Below are 17,430 nucleotides of genomic sequence, written 5' to 3' on the forward strand. Positions count from 1 at the left end.
GGGTTACACATCATAAATTTTCATAGGAGGATATTGCGATGAACCGTGTCATTGCTTTTGAAATCAGCAGTCAGGATGCTGAGAAACAATCGAAGTTTTACGAAGACGTATTCGGATGGGAGTTGGGTCAGCCCAACTGGGGCTATTACCCCGCGAAGACGGGATCCTCTACTGAGCCGGGCATCGACGGGGGTATCGCGCAGGGTCCGTCCCATTTCCCGTTGGGAGTGCGTCTGCAAATTCAAGTGGATTCCATCGACGCCTCGATCGCGAAGGCGGTCGAACATGGAGCCACGGTCGTACAGGGGAAAATGGATTTTGGCGACTTTGCGCTTGCTTACATCGCCGATCCGCTTGGTGTTCACTACGGACTGATCGAGAATACGAAGTAACAGCAACAGCAAGGAAAACCATCCCGATTGTGAGAATAAAGTCCGAGATAATATACAAGCAAGATTCAATTGGGATAAACACTATATACTGCATTTCAGGAATTCCATAGTCCAATATCCAATAAGTCAGTCCCAAAATGATGTGAGAAGATGCCTCCTAATCACCCCCTTGTCCAACTGTTTTGATGGCAGAGTGACGGAGTTCGCCCGCGCGCAGCTCCCAGCGCGCAGTGTTTCGCTGTATGACAGCGGTTGGTCGACCACTTAAGAAGAAGCCTGCGAATGTGCATGAATTTCGGATACAAGACGCCATAATGGTAACATTCCTGCGATCAGGCATGAATTTTGGGGGAAATCGACCGTTAAAGGGAAACGAAGGCGAAAAGCCTGCACTCTGGCAGGCATTTCGCCTTTATCAGGTCAGAAACGAGAATAAACCTGCCGTTTCGCATGTTTTACCTCGCTCACATCTCGCATCTCGTTTGTCTCGGCGTTTGAATGACAGATCGTCCCCTTTCTGGACAGTCTCTTTTTGTTTAGTGATTCTGATCTTTGGAGCAGGAGTTGCAATTGCATCCTGTCTTCATGCATGACGATCCGCTTGCCTTGCGTTTTTGATAAACAACGACCCCTGCTATAGCAAACATAAATGACATCGCACCAACAATAATCGGATTAAAAAAGATTGATGAGACCCCTACTACCCCAATACCTCCTATCAGCGGCAACAAGCAACATAGAGCACAAGCACCTGCTACTCCAATGCCTGCGAACCATTCCCCTTTCTTCATTTGCATCACCTTTCCTTTCTAGTTATACTTTGATCATAAAACTTAAAGTTAACTTTAAGTCAAGGGGGTTGTTGTTATGAATGGCCTTAGCATTGGACAGCTCGCGGCTAAAGCTGGATTAAACGCATCCACATTGCGCTATTATGAGTCCGTTGGACTTATTCCCATTCAAGAGCGCAAGAACGGTCAGCGACGCTATGATGAACGGCTTCTTGAACGTATTCACTTTATAAAAATTGCGCAGCAAACAGGGTGCACCATTCCGGAGATTGTGATTTTGTTAGAAGGCTTTGAAGCAGACCATTCTATATCCGATCGTTGGGAGCAACTGGCGAAACGAAAACGCTCAGATCTTGAAGAACGCAAGCAGCAGCTTAATGCAATGATACAAATACTAGATCGTGGATTAAGCTGCAAATGCCTCACTTGGTCTGAATGTTTGGATAAGATAGAATCCAACGGAACGTGTTAATTTGTCGAGGGAATTGAGGAGAGAAAATTTGAGTTTAAGAGAACAATTAGACAAGAATCAAGTATGGCTCTATGCAATAGTCCTCCCCGCTGCCGCAGGTACAGGTTTGTTATGGCCTGATGCCAGCGCAAATCTGGATCGCATGATTTCGTTAGTTCTTGCCATTCTTATGTATGGAATGTTTGCACAAATACCGTTTTTTCGCCTGAGAGAATCACTGACAAAACGAAAGTTTATTTATGCGCTTCTGATTATGAATTACATCGCTATCCCCATTATTGTTTGGGGGTTAACGCGGTTTCTGCCAGCTGATCCAGCCTTGCTGCTGGGCGTATTTCTAGTTTTGCTTACGCCTTGCATTGACTACGTCATTGTCTTTACTCATCTTGGCCGTGGTGACGAAAAACTGATCTTACTTTCAACCCCCTTGCTCTTTGTGACCCAAATGCTATTATTGCCATTGTATCTTTGGATCTTTATGGGCAAGCAAGCTGCAGAAATTGTGAGTGTCGAACCATTTCTCCGCTCATTTCTGGAGCTAATTGTTATACCGTTGTTACTCGCTCTAGGGACTCAGTTGTGGGCGAAACGTCAAGCCGTCGGCATTCGTTTCCTCGATGCTACTTCCTGGCTCCCAGTGCCTTTTATGGCGCTAACACTTTTTATTGTCGTTGCATCGCAAATTTCCAGACTCCATACTTCATTTGAAATCATCAGCCATGTCATTCCGATTTATGTAGCGTATATGATCATTGTACCGATTGTTGCACGTATAGTTTCCCGAATATTCCGTCTAGAGTTAGGCGCAGGTCGAGCTCTTATCTTTAGTGCCGGAACACGAAACTCCCTTGCCGTTCTCCCCTTTGCGCTGGCGCTGCCTGAACCGCTGAACGGGGTAGTAGCAGCAGTAATCGTAACGCAAACGATCGTCGAACTAATTGGTGAACTCTTTTATATTCGTCTCGTCCCAAAAGTTTTATTGAAAGGAACAGATTCTATCTGAGCACGCGGTGCTCGGTCACACGTCGGCGGTCAAACTACTTATGTGAGGTTACAATGAAGTGGAGGTTGTCAAACGCCGCCGGGAGGCCGCGCGCAGTACGGAAAAAGAGACAAGCGAGCTGTGAGCTAGGCGAAACATGCGAAACGGCATGTATTTGCTCGCTTCTGACCCCATGAAGGTGAAATACCTGCCAGAGCGCAGGCATTTTACCTTCATTTCTGCTTAACGACCGATTTTTTCTCACATTCATGCTTCATCGCAGGAATATTACCATTAAGGCGCCTTGTAACCGAAATTCATGCACATTCGCAGGCTTCTTACTCCGTCACGTTGCCGTCAAAACAGTTGGAGAAGGGGGTGGATGCTATTGTTCGTTTAGTTCGGCTTCTTCAATGGCTTGTTTCATAACCATTTCGGGGGACTTAATCATTGGGCCGTGGCCTGTTGCCAATATGGACGGCAATAAGGCATATAATTTGCGGGCACTCGCTATTGCGATTTTATTATCCCAAGTGCCCCGTGCCGGGTATGGAAATGAAGGGCATAGCTGCCCGGCCACTGCCGTGCATCCCTCGGTTTGAAATGCGTCGCCCGCGATCAATGCTTGATTGCGAGTATCTACAAATGACATTGATCCTGGCGTATGTCCAGGTGTTGACAAAGCAAGCAAGGAACCAATGCGATCATTATCCTTGATCAGCACGTCAGCCTTCGTTTTGATGTTTTTAGGTATGACGCCGCGAATCGGACTGTCGGGTTCATCGGGATTTAGGGTCAAATCTCCTGCTAACAAACGTACCTCTCGGTCTGGAATATAAACCATGGCGCCTGGAAGTGCTTGCTTAATGAGATCTAGTCCTCCTGTATGATCATGGTGCGCATGGGTTAATACGATTTTAGTGACGGGTTTATTGATCGTTGAGGCAGCTTCCATAATATCACTAAAGGCTTCAGGAACGGCAGTATCAATAAGGACCAGTTCCTCTTCCTCCTCAACAATATAACAGTTCACGGATAACCCATTTTTGAAAAATGTAAGTTGATATAAAAACGGTTCCTTTAAGATTCGCATAAGTATCCCCTAATCTCGCTTCGGCAATCGCTTGCTTCAGCCGATTCTGTTCACCTCTTAACTGACAATTTCCTGCAGCTGCTCCAAAGAAACGCGCTCGACAAACCTGCTGAATTTCTCTTTGCCTTTGGCATTGGCCTTATAGTAATCGATGATTGCCATAACTGCCGATACAAGCCGGTCTTCCGGTAAGGCGGTCACCAGAAGCTTGGCGAAAGACGCTTTAAGTCCTTTGGGTTCTCCTCCAACGTAAATGTCGAATGTATCTCGCATTTTTACGACGCCGATATCCTTAAGTAACGGTTCGCTCGTTCCGAGTGCACAACCCGCGTAACCAATTTTTAGGGGTGCAGGCGTTTGAATACCAGCAATCGCTGGATTCAAAGCTTTCGCAGATCGCAGACCAGCCTCCTCTTCCCCTTTGCAAAAGTTGCAGGCAATCAAACTTTTCGTTGCAAAGCCTGCCGGATATACTTCAAGACCGGATCGCTCGAGCTCTTCCTGGATGATGTCGCGCCGTTCGAGCGGCACTTCTACATAAAGCTGTTTGAACGGGGTCATTTCGATCTTGGCATCCGGTCCTGCTGCAGCTCCGATTGTAACCAGCTGCTCTGACGCAAATATGCTTCCACCGACTTGGATCGAAGGGGCGACTGCAATTTTCGTCATTTCTCTCATGGCCGACGCTCCTTCATTTGCTTCGATCCTTGCTGCTCTGCTGCCTCCATATCCGTCACCTCTTCGTTTCAATAATCTTATGTTTATACGATGTCGTAGCCCTGCTCTTCGATGGTCTCTTTCAGCTTTTCAACAGAGAGTTTGGTTGCATCATAAGCGATTTCAACCGTATCTCGTGATAAATCAACTTTTCCCTTTGCACCGATTTCTTTCAGGGCACCTTCAATTGAATTCACACAATGCATGCAGCTCATTCCTTGAACGTTTAACGTAATTGTATTCATGCTCGAACACTCCTCTTATCGAATTTGTATTTGTAAGTATTGTCTGGTGATTATAAATCGATAATACCCCATGGGGGTATGTTTGTCAAAGCATTTTTAGAATACCCCGGTATAGTATTATCGACTTATAAAAAAACAAACAGCGTTTTGCGCTGTTTGTTTCGATAAGCAGCTAATTCGGCTCGATTTTTAAAATCATCAAGCTGAAGGAGAGCTGCATCCAGCTTATTCTTTACAGCCCCATGTACTGGTTTGGATTCCGTGCCAACTGCTTACATCACATTGGCCAAATTCATTATCACCCACAGCAACGATCGTGCCGTCCGATTTAAGGCCTAGCGTATGAGCGCAACCTGCGGCAACCGCCACTATATCACGCCAGTCGCTTACCTTGCATTGGTCATGCATATTCCAACCTGCAGCTGCTACCGTACCGTCCCATTTAAGGCCGATCGTATGGTTACTCCCCGCCGCTATTGCCACAATACCGCGCCAGTCCCTAACATCGCATTGGCCATGTTTATTCGAGCCCACAGCTGCCACCGTGCCATCCGATTTAAGCCCGACGGTATGAAGGTAACCTGCCGCAACCGAGACGATATCACGCCAGTCGTCTACATGGCACTGGTTATACCTGTTGTTCCCCACAATCGACACCGTGCCGTCCGATTTAAGCCCGGCGGTATGCCAGTCACCCGCCGCAACCGCCACTATGTCACGCCAGTCGCTTACCTTGCACTGGCCTTCATCATTTCGACCTGCAGCAACGACCGTGCCATCCGATTTAAGCCCGATGGTACGCCGCCAACCCGCCGCAACCGCTGCAATATCGTGCCAGTCATTTACATCGCATTGGCCATGCATATTCCAACCTGCAGCCGCCACCGTACCGTCAGATCGAAGTCCGATTGTATGAGCATTACCCGTGTTCGTCGCCATATGAACATTACCAGCCGCCACCGCGGCAATATCACGCCAGCTGCTTACATCACATTGGCCATATTTATTATCACCCACAGCAACCACTGTACCGTCCGATTTAAGAGCAACGGTATGACGACGACCTGCCGCTATAGTATCTTTAGGCCACTGCTTCACCTTTAACCCCGCTTCAATGAGAGAAATGTAATCCATGCTGTGCCTCCTTGAAAACAAGACCCATCTCAATATAAAACGGCTTCACTTCGAGCGGGCTTCTGAGCGATCCAAGGTCATAAGAGATCGCTCCTCTCAACTCTGTCACCACAATTATCCATCTTGTACAAATAATTTGCAATCCAAAGTTAGGCTCACTCCTTTAATGAATCTGGGAGAGGAAACGGAATCATTTCATCTAATTGAGGCTGTCCCATAAGTGATTATTTATCGTTCCTGGGAGGTTTCCAGTGTAGCCTTACCTTCTCCAAGTGTGGTTTGAAGGTAGAGTGACAGAGGAAAATTCTTGCGAATGTGCATGAATTTCGGTTGCAAGACGCCTTATTGGTAAAATGTCTGCAATTATGCATGAATTTTAGGAGAAATCGGCCGATAAGGGGGAACTAAGGTGAAATACCTGCACTCTGGCAGGTATTCACCTTCATGGGAACAGGAAAGAGAAAGTAAATGCCGTTTCGCAGGTTTCACCTAGTGGGAACCGAAATTTCCAAAAGGGACTTTCGGAACAGCCCCTTCTTGCCGTACGCCAAGCATGGGCATCATCGCTCGCAACCGCCCCAGGACGGTCTCTGCAAGTTCGGGCCTTTCAGGTCGAAATCGAGTTGTTAATTCTTCATCATTTCTCTATTTTCCCCCTCAAGCCCCTTCCTCTCCCCACCAGCTTCACCTAACCATGTGGAGCCCAGCAGCAAGGCAGCGCCGATCAGTTGCTGTAAAGTCATCCTCTCTCCTATAAGCAGAGCTGAGATCAATAATGAGGTTAGGGGATCGATGTAACTCAATACAGCAATACTTTGGCCTTGCAGTCCTTTCATTCCGGCAAAGAACAGATAAAATCCAACCCCGCCATGAAGGATACCTAGCACGAGTATCCATACTATCGCGTCTCCCGTGATTGTAAAGATGTTGAAACCACTCGTGAAAAGCACGAATGGAAGCAGCATCGCCACCGATAAACCAAGCTGCAGAAGCGTATTGGCCAGCCCGTCGAGGTCCCGAATAAACTTGTTGACCAGTGTCAAAACCGCATAGAAACCTACCGCGATGAGTCCGTAGGCGATGCCTAGCAGATGATGCCCGGTTGCTTCCAACCTGCCGTTTTGCAAAATGAAGAACAGGCCGAGCAAAGCAATACCGACACATGCTGCCTTTTTGAGCGACAGCCTTTCCTTCAGAACGAAGGGTGAGAGCATAATAACAATAACAGGTGCAAAATAATAGCTCAACGCCGCATTAGCAATCGTTGTTTCCTTGTAAGCTTGGAACAGAAAGATCCAGTTGCCGCTTAACGCTGCGCTTGCAATGAAGAGAACCGCGGCATTCCCCTTCACCTTCCGCCACGACACTCTCTGCTTCCTCCACATGAAGACCGCCAGCAGCAGCAGACCGCCGATCAAGCTCAAGAGCAATGCAATTTCTCCGGAAGACAAGCGGATATATTTGGCGAACACGCCAACTGCACCGAAGATGATCATCGACATAATAAAATAAATTTTTTCCTTCATTTGTAATTCCCGCTTTCTATTCTACTACTATGATGGTGAGCCAATGAGATCGCCTGCCCCTTGCATACATCCCATTTGAGTTCGATTGCTGTATAGTGTATCATTCCTTTTAACATTAATAAAACGAATGTTTATCATGAAATGAATGATAAAACCAGATGTAAGGGGCGTGATTAGGATGGATATGAATATCCAGAAATACTTGGCATTAGTCAAAACAGTAGAGTACGGGAGCTTTACAAAGGCTGCTGAAGCATTAAACTACTCTCAGTCGGGCATCAGCCGCATGATTAACGATTTGGAAACAGAATGGAAGGTTTCGCTCCTGGAGCGCGGACGCTCCGGCGTAAGCCTGACCTCTGAAGGTCTTAAACTGCTTCCCTTCGCACAAAATGTATGTCATGAATATGAGAAATTGCATACACAAATTGACGAATTACACGGCCTCCAATCAGGGTTCATTCGAATTGGGACATTTTCAAGTGTAGCTACCCACTGGCTTCCCAATATTATTAAAGCATTTCAAAAAGTATTTCCGAACGTTGACTATGAGCTTTTGCTTGGTGACTATACGGAGATCGAAAGCTGGATATTGGAAGGGCGCGTGGATTGCGGCTTTCTCAGGCTTCCGACACATCCCAAACTGGAAACGATCTTTTTGGAGCAGGACAAGCTGCTTGTGATTTTGCCGGAAAACCATTCATTGGCCGATAGTGACCGTTTTCCTGTCGAGGCATTAGGCAAAGACCCATTCATGCTTCTGGAAAAAGGCGCCAAGGCTGAAATATCGGAAATATTCGAGCGATGTCATATTACACCAAAGGTACAGTTTACGACGTGGGATGATTATGCCATCATGTCGATGGTGGAGAGCGGCCTGGGGATCAGCATTTTGCCTGAGCTTATTTTGAAGCGCATCCCCTACCGGATTGTGGTAAAAGAACTCGAAGTACCTGCCTACCGCAGGATCGGCCTTGCCATGAAAGATAAGAATTCCGCATCGCTTGCGGTCAAGCGATTTATAGATTACCTCCACTACAGGAACATTCCGGAGAATAATGTTATTCAGGATGAAGCTTGAAACGATGCGCACTCCCCTCCAGCTATACGAACAAAAGAAGAAGCCCCGAAATATCAACTATCGAGGCTTCTTCTTTATTTCATCTTATCTTGCAGCATTTCTATATTATTTCTCCCCCAAACTACAATCGACTCGATAATTGGCGCTAGCTCTTCCCCCGATTTTGTTAACGAATATTCAACTCTCGGAGGGATTTCGAAATACTGCTCTCTGTGTACAATTCCATGCTCAGTCAGTTCCTTGAGACAATTCGTTAACATCGTTCCTGTTATACCAGGCAGTAATCGTTTCAACTCATTGTAGCGCACAGACTTGTTGTTGGTTAAAACGGATAAAATCGGCAAATTCCATTTCTTTCCGATCACATCGAATGCGAAAGTTGCCGGACACATATCTTTGATATATTCTTTGTTATCCACTCTGATTCTCCTCATTAGTATTCTTTTTGATACTTAGTCAGTTTAATAATAGTACTTGTTATTATAAAACTGATGATTATAATTGTCTACAAGGCTAACCATCCCCTACAAGAGAGGAGTTTACGATATGGATAATATGAATTGCAGCCTTGAAACAGGCATTTGTGGCAGCAGCACAGATCATGCAATGGATATCATCGATTTCAACCAGAATGATAACAAAGTAACACTCTACTATTTTACCGATCCGATCTGTTCGCATTGCTGGGCTCTTGAGCCGGTTTTGAATCGATTTATTGAACAATACGGTCACTATTTTAAGCTCTCTATCGTTATGGGAGGATTATTACCGAGCTGGAGCGGCTTCGCAGATAGAGCTAATGGTATTCGAAAACCTGCTGATGTAGCGGCTCATTGGCGGGAAGTTGGGGATCATTCGCGTATGCCGATCGATGGTACGTTGTGGCTTGATAATCCGATTCAATCCTCTTATCCCGTATCTAGAGTATTCAAAGTCATTCAATCCCAAAATGAAGCATATAGCAGCTCATTTCTACGGCAAGCAAGAGAAGCTGTATTTGCATTTAACAAAAATGTAGGCGATGAACAGGTTTTAGAAGATATCGTGAATCGTATTGGATATGATGGGAACGATATCGTTGAACAAGCCGGTACTGAACATGCGCAGAAGTTGTTGGAGATGGATTTCGATCTAACTCGCAATTTTGGAGTGACAGGTTTCCCCACGGTTACATTCGTTAATGAAGCAAACCAAGGTATAAAAGTAGTTGGAGCACAATCCTTGGAAACCTATGTAGGAGCATTAAGTAAAGTGCGAAATGAAGCTCCAGCACCAATTCGCACTCCAACACTCCACGATTGGTTGAAAAAAGGGCATCTTCATCTTTTTTCGAAAGAAATCGAGATCATGTATGATTTAAGTAAAGAGTCCGTACATTCATTTATTCAGGAATCACTCCCAGATAACTATTATCGAATTCAGCATATTTTAGGCGAAGCCTATCTTGAGAGAACGTAGACGGGCGCGGCGCACCTGCGCGACCAGTCATATTACTAGCATTGGCTGACCCATCCACTGTCGTTTGTCTGATAAGCATGCCTTATCGTATCAACCATCTCTTGAGGCAAGGCGCCTTTATTGACGAGTTCAATATTTTTCAGCAAATGATCCAAGCTCGAAGTGCCGACAATACAGCTGTGTACCCCTGGCAGGAAAGCAGTGAACCTTAATGCCAGCTCTTGCCAGTCGATTCCATTCGGATCGATATCCATCTGTTTCCAGCGGGTCCAGTACACCTCTGAATAGTCCCCGACAGGCCGTTCGTCAAACCTCCACGGAGCGTTGGCGATCGGTCTTTTGGCGATGACACCCATCTCTTTCTGCACAAGGGCAGGAAGATCATGGTCAATCACGGTTTGGTCACAAAGATTGACCGAGCATTGAACGCTGTTGAAGCGGTCTGAAGCAATGGCATAACCCAGCGCCTCATTATCTCCCGAGTAGGCAGCGGAACGGACTTTACCGGCTCTAACCGCTTCTTCCAGTGCGCGGGTAATATCGCCCTGTTCAAGTGTGGCAAGCGGACAGGAATGAAAATGCACGATGTCGATATAATCGGTTTGAAGTCTCTTCAAGGCTGCATCAACACCGGCAACGATGCAATCATAGGTCCAATCCTCATATCCCGGTATGTCGTATCCGATCTTGGTGGATATGACGATTTCATTTCTGCGGCCAGACAGGAATTTGCCGATCCGCTCTTCTGATGATCTATAGCCCCTTGCCGTATCAATCAGGTTGATCCCGCTGTCAATAACCGTATGAAGCAATGTTTCCGCTTCTTTGTCCGACAATTTATCCGCACTGATATGCATGGCTCCGAACCCCAGTACGGATACTTCCAATCCTGTGTTGCCGAACATTCTTCTGATCATAATCTGTTCCCTCTTCCTGTAGGTGGATTATTTGCAGCGGCTGGAGCTCTGCTCGAATCGGCTGCCGATTTTTATATCTTCTGTGACAGGATCGATATTGTGTTTTTGCTTCAGTTTTAATAAATAGATATCGTGATGAATATGCTCCGAGATCATGGAGACCATGAAGGAGTTCTCTGTGAATGTCCCAAGTGCCTCACCCAGATGGTTGCGGTTCATTACCAAGGCCGATTGCTGATCAACGACCAGCATAAACCGGGATTCTTCCTCATGCGGGGAGCGCTCTTGATGGGAATAGTACTCAACCCCTTCAACTTGAAACCTCCGGGGGATGTCCTGAAAGGAAAAGACGATGATCCGAACCCCATTACTAATTAACGCCATGAATGAATCATACAACTCGGAAAGATCAGAATTCGTTGAAATGTAAATTTCTGATTTCGCCCCTTGGAGCAGTTTGTTGATATGCTCGATGATATTCTCGTGCCCTTTCATATTCCAATATTGGTCTTTGGGGGAAAAAGGCTTGTAATCGATCAACGAGTGCTCCAGATCACGAATACCGTTCTCGTAAGAAGCTTTCAAATTGTGCAGAAGAGCTTTCGATTCTTTGGCCATATATGTGACGGGGTTCCCCTGCAGCGAGTACACAAATCCTTTATGGTACATGGAATCCAGAGAGGAGTACACCGAAGTACGAGGGAGATTGAGAAATTTGGCGATTTGCGAACCGTTCAACGTACCGTTGTTTAGTAGTATCAAATAAATTTGCGCTTCAATCTTGGTGAAGTTAAAGCGCTGCAAATTTTGAATGATATCCTCCATAGTCATCCCTTCTTTAATTTTGTTGTATAAACAATACAACAGACAACGAGATATCGTCAAGAACTGGAAAGGAATCATTTTGATCCGCTAAATAAAAAAGCCCGTGGATTCCAGGATTGCACGGGCTGTCCTTCGAAACTATGGATGCTTGTCCCCCCGTATCATCGCAGTTGTGCCTGTTTTGCACAATTCCAAGATTCCGTAGGGCTTCAAAAGTTCGATCAACGCTTCCATTTTGTTAAGTTCCCCGACTACTTGAATAATTAGGCTATTTGGCCCAATATCAATGATTGATGCACGGAAGGTATGAACAACCCCAAGAATTTCCGGGCGCTTGGATGGCTCCGCCTTTACTTTGATAAACGCCAGTTCTCTCTCCACTATCGAATGTAAACTTAAATGCGTTACCTCAATAACATCGATCAGTTTGTTCAGCTGTTTTTCAACCTGTTCAATAATTCGATCGTCGCCTGAAGTGACAATAATCATCCTCGACAATCCAATCTGCTCACTTCCTCCAACCGTAATGCTGTCAATATTGAAGCCGCGGCGCCCAAATAAACCAGATACTCGTTGCAGTACCCCAGGCTCATCATTAACCAGTACAGAAATCGTATATCTATTCATCACTCGAACTCCCCCAGTATCATCTGATCTAAATTCGTTCCACTAAGCACCATTGGATAAACGTTCTCTTCTTTCGGTACAACAAACTCAACAAGTACAGGTCCAGGCGTCTCCAAGGCTTTCTGCCAAATTCGTGCTGCCTCTGCTGTCGTGCTTGCTCTTAATCCCGTTATGCCATATGCTTCAGCCAATTTTACGAAGTCGGGACTTCCTTTAAGGTCAATATGGCTAAAACGATTGTCGTAAATGATTTCTTGCCATTGTTTGACCATGCCCAGCACTTGATTATTAATGACGACAATTTTGACAGGAATATTATGAATGGCACAAACAGCCATTTCCTGGGCACACATCTGCATCCCGCCATCACCATTAACAGAAACAACTAAACGTCCGGGATTCCCTGCCTGTGCGCCAATAGCGGACGGAAATCCGAAACCCATTGTTCCAAGACCTCCTGAACTAATAAATGAGCGCGGATGTTTGAATTTGTAGAATTGAGCAACCCACATTTGGTGTTGGCCGACATCTGTCGTAATAATCGCTTCCCCATCCGTTGTCTTACTGAGCATCTCGACAACAAATTGTGGTTTAAGCACTGTATCGGAATCCATGTAATGTAATGGATATTTCGCTTTATTTTCTTTTAATGCCTGAATCCAGTTGTCTGATCGAGAGCGTTTAGCCTTCGTATTTGCGTATTCGAGTACAGCTTTAATATCGCCGACACATGCAATATCCGTTCCTATGTTCTTGCCAATTTCAGCAGGGTCGATGTCTATGTGCGCAATCCTTTTGGCATGTGGAGCGAAACCAGCAGTATTCATCGTGATTCGGTCGTCAAACCGGGAACCAATCGAAATAATCAAATCAGCCTGCTGAACTGCCATATTCGCGGTATACGTACCATGCATGCCTAACATGCCTAGCGATAGCTGATGGCCACTGGGGAAACCGCCCAAGCCGAGCAAAGTCATGGTTACTGGAACGTTGGTTCTATGTACGAATTCCAGCAGCTCGTTTGATGCATTGGAATATACGACCCCGCCTCCAGCAATAATGACCGGTTTTTCTGATTCTGCAATAGCTTGAAGCAGGTCATCTATCGCCGCTTGATTGGGACTAGGAGCGGCATGGTAACCGCGTATACTTATATTTTCCGAAGGCTGAAATAGCATTGTCTGATTGGAAACATCTTTAGGGATATCGATCAATACCGGACCTTTCCTGCCCGTGTTCGCGAGGTGGAATGCGTCATGAATGATACGTGGCAGTTCATTCACGTCACGGACCAAATAGCTGTGTTTGGTGATTGGCATCGTCATGCAAATAATGTCTGCTTCCTGAAATGCATCCGTTCCCATGACGGTCGTCGGGACGTTGCCCGTAATGACTACAAGCGGTACAGAATCCATGTAGGCAGTAGCAATTCCTGTCACTAAGTTTGTTGCTCCTGGACCAGAGGTGGCGATACATACGCCGACTTTTCCTGTCGATCTGGCGTAACCGTCCGCCGCGTGGATCGCCCCTTGCTCGTGTCGAGTCAAGATGTGCTTGAAGTCTGGATTCCCAACCATTGCGTCATAGATGTAGAGTACATTTCCTCCCGGGTACCCAAATACACATTCTGTGCCTTCCTTTAGCAAGCATCGTAACAGAACCTCCGATCCTGTAATCATTTCCTGTGAATGTTCCAGCGGCTGGCTAGTGGACTTTGATAAATGTTCCATTCTAAGTTCCTCCCTTAAATATAAAATCCCCTTTCATCCTCAGACGACAGAAAGCAGCTGCCGTGCTAGGGACGAAAGGGGAAATTTCGCGGTACCACCCTGATTTGCCAGGAACCTTGCGATTCCGGCCTCATGAGGCAAGGGTTATCCTTGCCCGCAGCACGATAACGTGTGCCATTCCGTTTGAGTCTACTCACCGATCCTGATAGCGGGCTCGATTTTCAGTCAAAAGCTCCGAGACGACAGCTTACAAAGGATTACGGCAAAGGTTTCAGCATTCCCCTTGCTCTCTGGACATAAGAGCCTTCGTAATTTTTTCTCTTCATCGCATTATTGTTATAAAACATAAAAACCCCTTCATCCTCAGACGACAGAAAGCAGCTGCCGTGCTAGGGACGAAAGAGGAAATTTCGCGGTACCACCCTGATTTGCCAGGAACCTTGCGATTCCGGCCTCATGAGGCAAGGGTTATCCTTGCCTGCAGCACGATAACGTGTGCCATTCCGTTTGAGTCTACTCACCGATCCTAATCGTGGGCTCGATTTTCAGTCAAAAGCTCCGAGACGACAGCTTACAAAGGATTACGGCAAAGGTTTCAGCGTTCCCTCTGCTCTCTGGACATAAGAGCCTTCGTAATTTTTTCTCTTCATCGCTTTATTGTTATGAAACATGTTATGAAACATAAAAACCCCCCTTCATCCTCAGACGACAGAAAGCAGCTGCCGTGCTAGGGACGAAAGGGGAAATTTTCGTGGTACCACCCTGATTTGCCAGGAACCTTGCGATTCCGGCCTCATGAGGCAAGGGTTATCCTTGCCCGCAGCACGATAACGTGTGCCATTCCGTTTGAGTCTACTCACCGATCCTAATCGTGGGCTCGATTTTCAGTCAAAAGCTCCGAGACGACAGGTTACAAAGGATTACGGCAAAGGTTTCAGCATCCCCCTTGCTCTCTGGACATAAGAGCCTTCGTAATTTTTTCTCTTCATCGCTAATTATGTTGGATTTCATGCTAGCATACAGCCTGCATTTTTTCAAGTGTAATAATTTATAAATTTAACTTGCCTGTTATCGCAACTTACATCAAGTATTTCCCTGTGATCGACTGCTCCTCATGAATGATCTGCGAAGGCGTTCCCTCGAATACCACTTGTCCGCCCCTGCTGCCTCCATCCGGCCCCATATCGATAATCCAATCCGCCTGGCTGATCACATCGAGGTTGTGCTCGATGACGATCACCGTATTGCCAGCATCCACCAGTCGGTTCATGATCCCGAGCAGGTGGCCGATATCTGACATATGCAGTCCGGTCGTCGGCTCGTCCATGACATAGATACTGCCCTTCTTATGCAGCTCGCTTGCCAGCTTGATGCGCTGGCATTCCCCGCCCGAGAGTGTGCTGAGCGGCTGGCCGAGTGTAATATAGTTCAGCCCCACATCACTCATCGCCTGCAGCTTGCGCACAACCTCTTTGATCTGGAAAAAATCCAATGCCTGCTCCACCGTCATCTGCAGCACTTCTGCAATAGACTTGCCATTGAGCTTGTAAGCAAGCACCTCTTCCTTGAACCGTTTGCCATCACATACTTCGCATGGCAGCTTCACGCTGTCGAGGAATGCAAGATCTGTATATACAACACCAAGCCCTTGGCAGTTCTCGCAAGCCCCCTTGGAGTTGAAGCTGAACAGGCCTTGGTTCACCTTATTCGCGGTAGCGAATGCTTTGCGCACATCATCCATAATGCCTGTGTAGGTCGCTGGGTTCGAGCGTGTTGACACGCCTACCGCCGATTGATCGATGACGATCGAATCCGAATGCTGGCTGAGGAAGACGTCGTTGATCAGCGTACTTTTGCCCGAGCCCGCGACCCCCGTAACGACTGTCAGCACTCCGGTTGGAATATCTACACTTACATTTCGCACGTTGTGCAGTGTGGCATCCTTGATAGACAGCTTGCCGGACGGCTGCCTGCAATTCTGCTTCAGTTGAAGCGGCCGCTTCATATGGTTGCCTGTCAGTGTACCTGCCTCCAGCAGTCCCTGGAAGCTTCCTTCATAGGTGATGGTACCGCCGCGACTGCCGGCATGGGGCCCAACGTCAACAATATGATCCGCCACCTTGATCACATCGGGATCATGCTCAACGACAATGACGGTATTGCCCTTGTCGCGCAGCTTCTGAAGCAATTCATTTAACCGGTGTACATCACGGGGATGCAGGCCAACGCTTGGCTCATCGAAAATGTAAGTGACATCCACCAGGCTGCCGCTAAGGTGCTTCACCATCTTGACCCGCTGTGACTCTCCCCCGGACAATGTGTCCGTCTCACGGTCCAGCGTCAAGTAATCAAGGCCGACATCCACCAGATGCTGCAGCCGCTCTGTCAGCGACTTGGCAATTGGCGCGGCGATCGCATCGTCAATCTCATGAATGACGCGGATGAGCTGGCCAACCTCTAGCGAGGACATCTCTGCAATGTTGAGTCCATTGATCCTGCAGCTTAGCGCAGCCTGACTGAGCCTTGCACCGCGACAGCTGGAACAAGGCCCCTCAGATATGTATGGCGCAACCGATTTTTGGGTACGCTCGGACTTCATCTTCACATCCTGCTTAATATATTTGTTGGTGAACTTCTCAATGATGCCTTCCACTGTAATATTCATTGCCTTGCCGGCGAAGTCCATCTTCACTTTTCTCGCCTTGCCGTACAGCAGCTGCTCCAGCTCCTCATCCGAATAATCGCTGAGCTTTTTGTCGAGATCGAAGGAGCCTGACTGCACGACCATCGACCATTCCCAGCCGCTTACCCCATAATCCGGCAGCATGATTGCCCCTTCATTCAACGACTTGGACATGTCCACCGCCTTGCTCATGTCTACGCCAAGCTTGCGGCCGATTCCATTGCATTCGGGACACATGCCCTGCGGATCGTTAAACGAGAACATATGCGCTTGTCCAATATTGGGCTGGCCCACTCGGGAGAAGAGCAGACGGAGAATGGGAGAGATATCGGTAATCGTGCCCATCGTGGAATGGGAACCGCCGCCCAATCGCTTCTGATCTACAATAACAGCCATGCTCAGATTCTCGATTGCATCCGCTTCCGGCTGCGGATAGCGGGGCAGGAAATTGCGCACGAACATGCTGAAGTTCTCATTCAGAAGGCGTGTGGATTCTGCAGCGATGGTATCGAAGACGATCGATGACTTGCCGGATCCAGATACGCCGGTAAAGATCGTGATCTTGCGCTTGGGAATGCGCAAGGATACGTTCTTGAGATTGTTTTCCCTCGCACCTGAGATTGCGATATATTCCTGATTGAATTCACTCATACTTCATATCCCTCCAATAGTGTTTATTTGTGCTTCTGTTCACATTGTACCATTCCCGCGCAGATCAAGCCGGGCAGTTCTCGGCTTGATCCGAAGCAACAAGAAG

The 17,430-nt window shown here is 47.0% G+C and carries 16 protein-coding genes; 5 read left to right on the top strand and 11 right to left on the bottom strand.

Annotation, left to right across the window (positions count from 1 at the left end):
* The first annotated feature begins 38 nt into the window (after positions 1 to 38).
* From K0T92_RS11055 to K0T92_RS11065, 3 genes are all read left to right on the top strand, one after another.
* Complete coding sequence (locus K0T92_RS11055) at positions 39 to 392, top strand: VOC family protein (protein WP_219872532.1); 354 nt, start codon at positions 39 to 41, stop codon at positions 390 to 392.
* A gap of 867 nt (positions 393 to 1,259) precedes the next feature.
* Entirely contained in the window at positions 1,260 to 1,655 is a 396-nt protein-coding gene (locus K0T92_RS11060) for a MerR family transcriptional regulator (RefSeq protein WP_219872533.1), read from the top strand.
* A 28-nt stretch (positions 1,656 to 1,683) separates the two neighbouring features.
* Positions 1,684 to 2,658 (top strand): arsenic resistance protein, encoded by a 975-nt coding sequence (locus K0T92_RS11065; protein WP_219872534.1) that lies wholly within the window; start codon positions 1,684 to 1,686, stop codon positions 2,656 to 2,658.
* Between the two features lie 364 nt (positions 2,659 to 3,022).
* On the opposite strand, the gene K0T92_RS11070 is transcribed toward K0T92_RS11065, so the two are convergent.
* The 5 genes from K0T92_RS11070 to K0T92_RS11090 all read right to left on the bottom strand — a co-directional run bounded on the left by K0T92_RS11070 (position 3,023) and on the right by K0T92_RS11090 (position 7,352).
* The gene (locus tag K0T92_RS11070; RefSeq protein WP_219872535.1) at positions 3,023 to 3,730 is read right to left on the bottom strand and encodes an MBL fold metallo-hydrolase; all 708 of its coding nucleotides are present in this window, start codon (positions 3,728 to 3,730) and stop codon (positions 3,023 to 3,025) included.
* A 57-nt stretch (positions 3,731 to 3,787) separates the two neighbouring features.
* Positions 3,788 to 4,408 (bottom strand): NAD(P)/FAD-dependent oxidoreductase, encoded by a 621-nt coding sequence (locus K0T92_RS11075; protein WP_219872536.1) that lies wholly within the window; start codon positions 4,406 to 4,408, stop codon positions 3,788 to 3,790.
* A gap of 83 nt (positions 4,409 to 4,491) precedes the next feature.
* Positions 4,492 to 4,692 carry a cation transporter gene (locus K0T92_RS11080; protein ID WP_219872537.1) on the bottom strand — a complete coding sequence of 67 codons (201 nt, stop codon included), beginning with the start codon at positions 4,690 to 4,692 and terminating at the stop codon, positions 4,492 to 4,494.
* Positions 4,693 to 4,917: 225 nt separating this feature from the next.
* A complete protein-coding gene (locus tag K0T92_RS11085; protein WP_219872654.1) occupies positions 4,918 to 5,826 on the bottom strand; it encodes an RCC1 domain-containing protein in 909 nt (302 codons plus the stop codon).
* A 626-nt stretch (positions 5,827 to 6,452) separates the two neighbouring features.
* Positions 6,453 to 7,352, bottom strand: coding sequence for a DMT family transporter (locus tag K0T92_RS11090; protein ID WP_219872538.1), 900 nt, complete (start codon positions 7,350 to 7,352; stop codon positions 6,453 to 6,455).
* Positions 7,353 to 7,536: 184 nt separating this feature from the next.
* Here K0T92_RS11090 and K0T92_RS11095 point away from each other — a divergent pair, with 184 nt between their 5' ends.
* Positions 7,537 to 8,433 (top strand): LysR family transcriptional regulator, encoded by an 897-nt coding sequence (locus K0T92_RS11095; protein WP_219872655.1) that lies wholly within the window; start codon positions 7,537 to 7,539, stop codon positions 8,431 to 8,433.
* A gap of 74 nt (positions 8,434 to 8,507) precedes the next feature.
* Here K0T92_RS11095 and K0T92_RS11100 read toward each other — a convergent pair whose 3' ends face one another.
* The gene (locus K0T92_RS11100; RefSeq protein ID WP_425517650.1) at positions 8,508 to 8,852 is read right to left on the bottom strand and encodes a winged helix-turn-helix transcriptional regulator; all 345 of its coding nucleotides are present in this window, start codon (positions 8,850 to 8,852) and stop codon (positions 8,508 to 8,510) included.
* Positions 8,853 to 8,979: 127 nt separating this feature from the next.
* On the opposite strand from K0T92_RS11100, the gene K0T92_RS11105 reads away from it, so the two are divergent.
* The gene (locus K0T92_RS11105) at positions 8,980 to 9,891 is read left to right on the top strand and encodes a DsbA family protein (protein ID WP_219872539.1); all 912 of its coding nucleotides are present in this window, start codon (positions 8,980 to 8,982) and stop codon (positions 9,889 to 9,891) included.
* A 35-nt stretch (positions 9,892 to 9,926) separates the two neighbouring features.
* Here K0T92_RS11105 and K0T92_RS11110 read toward each other — a convergent pair whose 3' ends face one another.
* The 5 genes from K0T92_RS11110 to K0T92_RS11130 form a co-directional block, all read right to left on the bottom strand.
* Positions 9,927 to 10,808 carry an aldo/keto reductase gene (locus tag K0T92_RS11110; protein ID WP_219872540.1) on the bottom strand — a complete coding sequence of 294 codons (882 nt, stop codon included), beginning with the start codon at positions 10,806 to 10,808 and terminating at the stop codon, positions 9,927 to 9,929.
* 27 nt (positions 10,809 to 10,835) lie between these two features.
* Positions 10,836 to 11,633, bottom strand: a complete 798-nt coding sequence (locus K0T92_RS11115) for a TrmB family transcriptional regulator (protein WP_219872541.1) — start codon at positions 11,631 to 11,633, stop codon at positions 10,836 to 10,838.
* Positions 11,634 to 11,771: 138 nt separating this feature from the next.
* Positions 11,772 to 12,260, bottom strand: a complete 489-nt coding sequence (gene ilvN, locus K0T92_RS11120) for an acetolactate synthase small subunit (protein WP_246628077.1) — start codon at positions 12,258 to 12,260, stop codon at positions 11,772 to 11,774.
* Positions 12,260 to 13,990, bottom strand: coding sequence for a biosynthetic-type acetolactate synthase large subunit (ilvB, locus tag K0T92_RS11125; protein WP_219872543.1), 1,731 nt, complete (start codon positions 13,988 to 13,990; stop codon positions 12,260 to 12,262). Before ilvB ends, ilvN begins: the two co-directional genes overlap by 1 nt.
* A gap of 1,078 nt (positions 13,991 to 15,068) precedes the next feature.
* Complete coding sequence (locus K0T92_RS11130) at positions 15,069 to 17,324, bottom strand: ATP-binding cassette domain-containing protein (RefSeq protein ID WP_219872544.1); 2,256 nt, start codon at positions 17,322 to 17,324, stop codon at positions 15,069 to 15,071.
* Between the last annotated feature and the right edge of the window lie 106 nt (positions 17,325 to 17,430).

It is taken from the genome of Paenibacillus oenotherae (assembly GCF_019443105.1).
Classification (GTDB): domain Bacteria; phylum Bacillota; class Bacilli; order Paenibacillales; family Paenibacillaceae; genus Paenibacillus_Z; species Paenibacillus_Z oenotherae.